Here is a 7,776-nt window from a genome sequence, read left to right as displayed (position 1 = left end):
GGCAGGGCGGGACGGCTGGCGGACTCCCGCAGGAACACGGCGTTTTCCAGGGCGATCCAGGTCAGCTCCTCGTAAAGCGCCTGATCGACGCAGCCCTTGAAGCTGTTCAGCAGGGGGGAGAGGACTTCCTCGCCGAAATTCTTCCGAGCGGCGCCGATGATGCTGTTCCAGTACAGGTCGGCCCGGCCCCCCTCGTCGTAGGCCTTGAAGTCCGGCTCGAAGCTGTAATCCCCGGCGGCGTTCCAGATGAGGTTCCTGGCCCGGCGCTTCTCACTGTCCAGAATTTCCATCAGTTGAACACATCCCCGGCGCTGATCTGCTCCGGCAGGCGGGTGCGGATGACGTCGCTGACCAGCTGGCGCTCAAAGCCGTCAAAGGACTTGTTGACAAGGCCCAGCTCCAGGGCCCGGCCGCCCTCCAGTCCTGCGTGCATCAGCCGCACGGCGGCAAGTAAACCGCGAAGGTCAAGAGGCTTTGTGGACAGCTCGCCGCCGTCGCACTTGCGCTGGATGTCCTGGAACAGCCCTGCCAGCTGGTCGGCCCAGGCGGGCTTCAGGTCCGGGAACTCCCGGCACAGCAGCTTCACCAGCCCCTCGGTGGTGATGGCGGGCATGTCGATGACGACGAACCGGGAGGCCAGGGCCTCGTTCAGCTCCCGGGTGCCGGCGTAGCCGTAGTTCATGGTGGCGATGAAGCGGGTGGCTTCGTGGAGGGCGATGCGGTCATAACCGGGCATGTCGATGGCCCGGCGGAAGTCCAGCGTGGCGTGGAGCACCGCCAGAGACTCGTTTTTCGCCATGTTGATCTCATCCAGAATACCGAAACCGCCGAACTCTGCGCACTGGTAGATGGGCCCCTTCCGCAGCGTCACCTCGCCGTCGTGGAAGGTGTCCGTGCCCAGCAGGGTAGCGGCGTCGGTGTTGATGTAAAAGGACACGTCCCAGCTGGGGCGGGCGAACACGGCGGCTAAGTTTTCCGCCAGCACGTTCTTGCCCGTGGCCTTGGGACCCACCAGCAGCAGGTTTTCCCCGCACAGCAGGGCGGTGAGGGCTTCCTCCCACACGTCTTTCCCGTAATAGAGGTACCGGGGCACCGGGATGCGGTTTGCCAGTTTCCTCTCTGTGGGGTACTTGGCCCGGAAAGCCTCGATTTCGGAAAGAATCTTGGGGCTGACGCCCTCGTTTTTCAAAAAGTCCAGCATATGATCCCTCCTTTAGATACTGCTTTTATCATACTGTGTTTATAGGAGATGTCAAGCGCCCGGAGAAAATCTCCGGGGACAAGGCGCGTAAAAAGCTGTTAAAGTTTGCCGCTGTTGCCAGACGGAAAAGCCTATGATAAAATAAAAAACACAGGAGGTGACACGGAGATGGATGCGGAGCGGATGCTGTCCGTACTGACGGTGAAGGACACGAAGCAGGGCTACGGCGCTTTTCTGGAGCTGGAGCGCCTCTCGGAGGAGAGCGATGACCTGTATCCTTACACAGAGCGGTTTGCGGACATGGTCAGTGACCGGGCCTGGGCCGTCCGGTGCCGGGGCTTCCGGCTCTTCTGCAAGCAGGCCCGGTGGGACGGGGACGGCATCATCGACCGCTGCCTGGACCGGACATTGGCAATCCTGGAGGACGAAAAGCCCACGGCGGTGCGGCAGGCTTTGGCGGCGCTGCTGGATGTGGTGCCGTATAAGCGGACGCTGTGGCCTGTGATCCGGGGGAGGCTGGAGGCTATGGACCTGTCCCGCTACAAGGACTCCATGTCGCCGCTCATTCAAAAGGACATACAAACGCTGCTGAATGCCATGCAATAAAAACCGGGGAGCCAGTCGGCTCCCCGGTTTTCTTGATGTAGTTTATCCCAACAGATAGTTGTACTTGGTGAGGACGGTGAGGATGAACACCTCCACATCGGCGGGCAGGTCGTTCTTGCCGTCCAGATCGGCCTCGAAAACCTTGCCGTTCAGACGGACCAGGACTTTCTTGCCGCCCAGAGGCAGGAATCCGGAGTTCTTCACGCTCTCGTCGAAGCCTTCCTTGGTCATAAACAGGGTGAACTTGTCGCGGTAAGGCGCACTGTCATAGGGGCAGAAGATGGCGCAGTTGCCGCACTCGTTGCACATCCGGTCCACGTGCAGGATCTGGTGGCGGCCGTCAGGCAGCTCGATGACCACATTGGCCCGGTTGGGGCACACGTCGGCGCAGACCTGGCACACCACGTTGCAGGTCAGGCACCGGTCACCCTCACACTTGGCGGACTCGCACAGGATGCCCTTCTTGGCGATGGCGGCCTCCCGGGTGGCCTTGGCGTGGCCGGGAATGGCGAACTTGTACGCCTCGCCGAGAACGGCGTTGGCGAAGCCCTGAGCGTCGGCAATGCCTTCCACCACGGTAGCAGGGCCGCGCATGGCGTCGCCGCCCACGTAGACGCCTTCAATGTTGGTCTTGAAGTCGGGGATGCCCCGCTCGTCCACATTGATGCCGTTGGCGGTGAACAGCTCGGACTCCACCTTCTCGCCCACGGCGGAAATGACGGTGTCGCAGGGGATCTCCACGAACTCGCCGGTGGCGACGGGTTTGCGGCGGCCCTTCTCGTCAGGCTCGCCCAGCTTCATCTTCTCGCACTTGAGGACGCCGTCCTTCTGCTCCACGGGAGCCACCAGCTCCAGGAACTGCACGCCGTCGGCGATGGCCAGCTCCAGCTCCTCGGCGTCGGCGGGCATATACTTCTTGGTGCGGCGGTACACCAGGGTGGAGGACTTGGCACCGGCCCGCAGCGCCACACGGGCGGCGTCCATGGCGGTGTTGCCACCGCCGACGACTGCCACATGGCCCAGAGACACTTCCTTGCCGGCCTTCAGGTCCTTCAGCCAGCCGATAACGGGCACCACGTTGCCGGGGATGTCCAGCTTACCGGCCTTCCAGGCGCCCACGGCGAAGAAGATGTGGGTGAAGCCCTGGGCCTTCAGCTCGGCGACGGAGGGAGCGGGGGTGTTCAGGCGTACCTGCACGCCCATCTTGAACATCAGCGCCACGTCGTTGTCGATGGCGTCGTCGGAGATGCGGAAGGAGGGGATGACCTGACGGACCACACCGCCCAGGACATCGGCCCGCTCAAAGATGGTGACGGGGACACCGGCCCGGCCCAGGAAGTAGGCTGCGGACATACCGGTGGGACCGCCGCCGATGACGGCGACCTTGGTATTGGTCTTGGCGGGGACGGGGGGCTTGATCTTTGCCATGTAAGCGTCGTAGCCCTTCTCGGCGGCTACCAGCTTGGTGGCGCGGATCTGGACGGATTCGTCGTAGTAATTCCGGGTGCACTTGGTCTGGCAGCGGTGGGCGCAGATGGTGCCGGTGATGAAGGGCAGGGGGTTCTTCTCGGTGATGAGCCGCAGGGCGGAGGCATACTGACCCTTGCGGCACAGCTCGATGTACTCGGGGATGTCCTGCTGGATGGGGCAGCCGCCCTTGCAGGGCGCGGTGAAGCAGTCCATCAGGGGGACCTTCTCCCACAGCTTCCGGCGGGGCAGGGGCTTGATGTCCTTCACATGGTACTTGTCGGACCGGGCAGCCAGGGCCAGGGCCTCGATTGCGCCCACATCCACGCCGGTGAAGGGCTTGAAGTCCATCTTATCCAGCTTGTCGCCGATCTGGACGAACCGCTGGTAGCCGCCGGGCTTCAGCTCGGTGGTGGCCATGGTGATGGGCCAGATGCCGCAGGCGAACAGCTTGTCGATGTTGAAGGCGTCGGCGCCGCCGGCATAGGAGATGCGCAGCTTGCCGCCGAATTCGCGGGACAGCCGGGCGGCCATGGTGGTAGTCAGGGGGAACAGGCTCTTGCCCGCCATGTACATTTCCTCGCTGGGCAGCTCGCCGGCCTTCACGTCCACGGGGAAGGTGTTCGAGAGCTTCAGACCGAATTCAAGACCGTTGGCATCCGCCAGAGCCTGCAGGCGGTGGAACATGGGAACGGCATCCTCGTACTGGAGGTCCTCCTTGAAGTGGTGGTCGTCGAAGGCGATGTAGTCGTAGCCCATACCGTCCAGGATGGTGCGGGCAGTCTCGTAGCCAAGAATGGTGGGGTTGCACTTGACGAAGGTGTGCAGGTGCTTCTTCTCAATGAGATAGCTGGCGATGCGCTCGATCTCGTCCGGCGGGCAGCCGTGGAGGGTGGACACCGTCACGCTGCCGGAGACATGGGGGGTGATGGTGTCGATATAGGCGCTCTCGCCGGGGAAGAACTCCTTCAGGACCTTGATGCACTCCTGGAAGATGGGCGTCTTGCTGGCGTCGATCATACCGTTCAGGAAGTTGTCGATCTTCTCGCCCTGAATGCCTGCCAGGTCGTATCCAACGCTCATGTTGAACACGAAGCCGTTGGGGTCGCCCAGGCCGTAAACCTTGGACATAATTTTCAGGGCGCACCAGGCCTTCACATACTCCTCAAAAGCCTGCTGGACGTACAGCTCGGTGGACCACTCGCAGTTGTAGCACTCGTCCTCCGCCAGGATGCAGGGGCGGTTGATGCAGGCGGCCAGGTCAGCGCCGTCCATCTTCTGGACGGTTTTCAGCTCGAAGAACCGGGCACCGCCGAAGTAGCCGGCGATGATGTTCTGGGCCAGCTGGGTATTGGGACCGGCGGCGGGGCCGAAGGGCGTCTCGATGGTCTCGCCGAAGATGGGCAGCTTCTTCACGCCCGCTTTGTAGGGCTTATGGACGCCGAACACGGAGCCGTCCCGCTGGTATTCGGTGGTGATCCAGGTCATCAGTTCCCGGAAGGGAATGGGGGTCATCAGTTCAGACATATCGTATTCCTCCTCATATTGTTTTCGAAGGGGAGCAGGCTCCCGCTTGAATAATTTTAATACTCGCAGTGGTTCAGCCGGCCCCAGAGTCTCTTGGCGGATTCCAACACATGGGCGTTGACGGCCTCCTCGTCGATCTCGGTGAGGACGCGGTCCTTCATCACGATCTTGCCGTTGATCATGGTGGTCTGGCACTGGCGGCCCGTCATTCCGAAGATCATGTGGCCGTCGATGTTGGCGTCGGAGAACGGGGTGTAGGGCTTATAGTCCATGACGATGACGTCCGCCGCCGCGCCGGGCTTCAGCACGCCCAGGGTGGGGAAGCCGCACCGCTCCGCCATCTTTGCGTTGTTCTTGAACAGCATGTCCGTGACCTCGCACCAGGCCACATTGGGCAGGCAGGCGTTGTGCCGCTGGGAGCACAGGGCCACCTTCAGGGACTCCAGCATGTCGTTGGTGTAAGCGTCAGTGCCCATGCCGATGAGGATGCCCTTCTTGTAGAGCTGCAGGACGGGGGAGATGCCCACGGCGTTGCCCATGTTGGACTCGGGGTTGTTGACGCACATGGTATCCGTGGCCTTGATGATGTCCATCTCGGCGGTATTCACATGGATGCAGTGGCCCAGGATGGTCTTGGGGCCGAGAATGTTATGGTCCTGGAGCCGCTGGACGGGACGGCGGCCGTAGTTCTGGAGGCTGTCGTACACGTCGTTCATGCCCTCGGACACGTGGATGTGGTAGCCCACCCGACCGTTGTTGGCCGCGTTCATCCGGTCAAAGGTCTTGTCGGAGATGGTGAACAGGGCGTGGCCGCCGAACATGGCCTTCAGCATGTCGCTGGGATTCTTCTCACAGTAGTCGATGAAGTCCTTGTTCTCCTGGACGGACTGGATGGACTTCTCCTCGCCGTCCCGGTCGGAGACCTCGTAGCACAGGCTGGCTCGCATGCCGAACTCACGGGTGACCTCGGCAATTTTCATCAGGGAGCCGGGAATTTCGCAGAAGGAGGCGTGGTGGTCGAAGATGGTGGTGACGCCCTGCTTGATGCTGTCGATGACCAATGCCTGGGCGCTGGCGCGGGTGGCTTCCAGGTCCAGGTTGCGGTCAATGGCCCACCAGGTGCCGTCCAGCACCTCATAGAAGTTGGTGGGGTTGTTGCCGACGATGGCAAGGCCCCGGGCCAGGGCGGAATAGATGTGGGTGTGGGCGTTGATGAGGCCGGGCATGATGACGCCGCCCTTAGCGTCCACGAACTCCGCCTGGGGATACTTGGCCTTCAGGTCGGCGGTGGCGCCCACCTCCACGATCTTGCCGCCGTCGGTGACGACGCCGCCGTCGCTCAGGTAGCCGGTGCCCTCGCTGTCCCGGGTGATGACTTTGCCGTTTGCCAGTAAGATCATACAAAAAACCTCCTTGAGTTTTGAATTTGAGAAACAAAAAAGGCGCTTCAAACCGGCCTTGGTTTGAAACACCTATCAAAAAATAAGGAATGATAGGTGTCAGCCCGTGCGCAAAGCACTCCGTTGCAGCTATCATTCTTTGCTTGTACTTGTATTGTAGCGGAAGATCCGCTAAAATGCAAGCAGGCGGCCTGAAAATTTTTTAGCCTGATTTTGTACAGTTTGCCGGGAACCTTTTGGGAAACCTCGGCGACTAAGGAAATAAGAGGTGATCGAGATGAAAAAGCTGCTTTCCGTGCTGTTGATGCTTGTGCTGCTGACGGCCTGCGGCGCACGGCAAGAGCCTGCGGAAGAAAACGTTCCTCCGGCGGAGACCGTCCGGGAGGACACGCCATCAGAGCCCGTCACAGGGCTGACGATGGAGCTGGAGCACCAGGTCTACGACCCGTCCCTGACCCGGTATACCTATTTTATCCGCAACGATTCGGAGAAAACGGTGGAATTCGGGGAGGATTACGCCCTCCAGCGGCAGGCAGGTGATGATTGGAAAGACCTGACCTGGGTCGAAAACGCGGGATTTACCGCCATTGGATATGAACTGCAACCCGGCGGCACCATGGCCCTGACCTGCGGTTTTGATTTATATGAGGAGGAGCCGGAGGCGGGGACTTACCGCCTGGTGAAAACGGTAGGCGGCCAGACGCTGTACGCGGAATTTGAGCTGGGCGACAGCCCCTACACCGCCGCAGCACCTTACGGTTTTGCACCGCTGGAGGACCTGCCGGAGACCTACGGCTCCGACACGGCGGCAGAGGGCGATGTGGTGTACACCAACGACGGCGTGAAAAACGACGCCGCTGTGGAGAAATTTTTATATAAGGTGGGGCTGGGCGCTCCTTGCCAGCTGCGCACGGTCCAGGATTACGGCGAGGGCGCCGTCATGGTCATTGACGCCGTTTACGAAAACGGCCACTTCCTATGGAGAATGTGGAACGGCGGTGCGATGACAGAGCAGCGGTTCTCCTACATCGTCACCGACGGGACGGACCTGTATCTCTCCAACGGCGCCGACTGGGAGACCGCGGAGCGCTACGCCGGAAAAGAACTGGCCTGGCTGGTGCCCATGGGAACGGCGAGGCCGGAGCTGGTGTCCGCCGTGGAGAAGCTGACGGCGGACCGCCTGGTTGCCAATACCGCCCGCTACCGGGTCTGGTCCGCCGACGGTGCGTGGGACGCCTTCCTGACGGAGGATCCCACGGAGTTTGCCGTCAATTTCCACAGCAGCGGCGGCGGTGGCCGGGGCAGCATGTACGACCTCCAGGACTGGGACGGACTGGAGACAGTCATCTGGGGCCTGGAGTGGCAGGAGGACGGCAGACTGCTGCTGGTCTGCGAGACGGCCGACGGCGGCTCCTCCCGGCTGTCCTTTGACCCGGAGACTGAAAAGTTGACATAATACAATGCGGGAGCGGAGACGCTCCCGCATATTTTGCCTGTTTTGAGAGAAGATAAAAAGAAATTTGACAAAAAGGTGCGTTTTCTGTTATGCTGGGCGGGCTGTTTAATTTGTATGAG

The 7,776-nt window shown here is 61.3% G+C and carries 5 protein-coding genes and 1 pseudogene; 2 read left to right on the top strand and 4 right to left on the bottom strand.

Translation table 11 applies throughout. The features are described from left to right. Both JQM68_RS08520 and JQM68_RS08515 read right to left on the bottom strand, forming a co-directional pair. Window positions 1-290: pseudogene (locus JQM68_RS08520) on the bottom strand (hypothetical protein); the annotation flags it as partial. Then, complete coding sequence (locus tag JQM68_RS08515) at window positions 290-1,201, bottom strand: AAA family ATPase (RefSeq protein WP_235222583.1); 912 nt, start codon at window positions 1,199-1,201, stop codon at window positions 290-292. The pseudogene JQM68_RS08520 and the gene JQM68_RS08515, both read right to left, overlap by 1 nt. A 168-nt stretch (window positions 1,202-1,369) precedes the next feature. Here JQM68_RS08515 and JQM68_RS08510 point away from each other — a divergent pair, with 168 nt between their 5' ends. Continuing rightward, a complete protein-coding gene (locus tag JQM68_RS08510) occupies window positions 1,370-1,807 on the top strand; it encodes a hypothetical protein (RefSeq protein ID WP_235222582.1) in 438 nt (145 codons plus the stop codon). A 42-nt stretch (window positions 1,808-1,849) separates the two neighbouring features. Here the strand turns inward: JQM68_RS08510 and ygfK are convergent, their stop codons facing one another. After that, a complete protein-coding gene (gene ygfK / locus JQM68_RS08505) occupies window positions 1,850-4,801 on the bottom strand; it encodes a putative selenate reductase subunit YgfK (RefSeq protein WP_235222581.1) in 2,952 nt (983 codons plus the stop codon). Between the two features lie 56 nt (window positions 4,802-4,857). Then, on the bottom strand, window positions 4,858-6,201 hold the full coding sequence (ssnA, locus tag JQM68_RS08500; RefSeq protein ID WP_235222580.1) for a putative aminohydrolase SsnA: 1,344 nt from the start codon (window positions 6,199-6,201) through the stop codon (window positions 4,858-4,860). 277 nt (window positions 6,202-6,478) lie between these two features. Here ssnA and JQM68_RS08495 point away from each other — a divergent pair, with 277 nt between their 5' ends. Beyond that, the gene (locus JQM68_RS08495; protein WP_235222579.1) at window positions 6,479-7,657 is read left to right on the top strand and encodes an immunoglobulin-like domain-containing protein; all 1,179 of its coding nucleotides are present in this window, start codon (window positions 6,479-6,481) and stop codon (window positions 7,655-7,657) included. Window positions 7,658-7,776 lie beyond the last annotated feature (119 nt).

This window comes from Oscillibacter valericigenes (genome assembly GCF_021531435.1).
Lineage (GTDB): Bacteria > Bacillota > Clostridia > Oscillospirales > Oscillospiraceae > Oscillibacter > Oscillibacter valericigenes_B.
The sequence above is the reverse complement of the archived record's forward strand: the minus strand, read 5'-3'. Positions and strand labels throughout refer to the sequence as shown.

What these genes read in the sequence shown, in the direction of transcription:
- JQM68_RS08515 (WP_235222583.1), bottom strand. Translation starts at nt 1,201, where the DNA reads ATGCTGGACTTTTTGAAAAACGAGGGCGTCAGCCCCAAGATTCTTTCC.
- JQM68_RS08510 (WP_235222582.1), top strand. Translation starts at nt 1,370, where the DNA reads ATGGATGCGGAGCGGATGCTGTCCGTACTGACGGTGAAGGACACGAAG.
- ygfK (WP_235222581.1), bottom strand. Translation starts at nt 4,801, where the DNA reads ATGTCTGAACTGATGACCCCCATTCCCTTCCGGGAACTGATGACCTGG.
- ssnA (WP_235222580.1), bottom strand. Translation starts at nt 6,201, where the DNA reads ATGATCTTACTGGCAAACGGCAAAGTCATCACCCGGGACAGCGAGGGC.
- JQM68_RS08495 (WP_235222579.1), top strand. Translation starts at nt 6,479, where the DNA reads ATGAAAAAGCTGCTTTCCGTGCTGTTGATGCTTGTGCTGCTGACGGCC.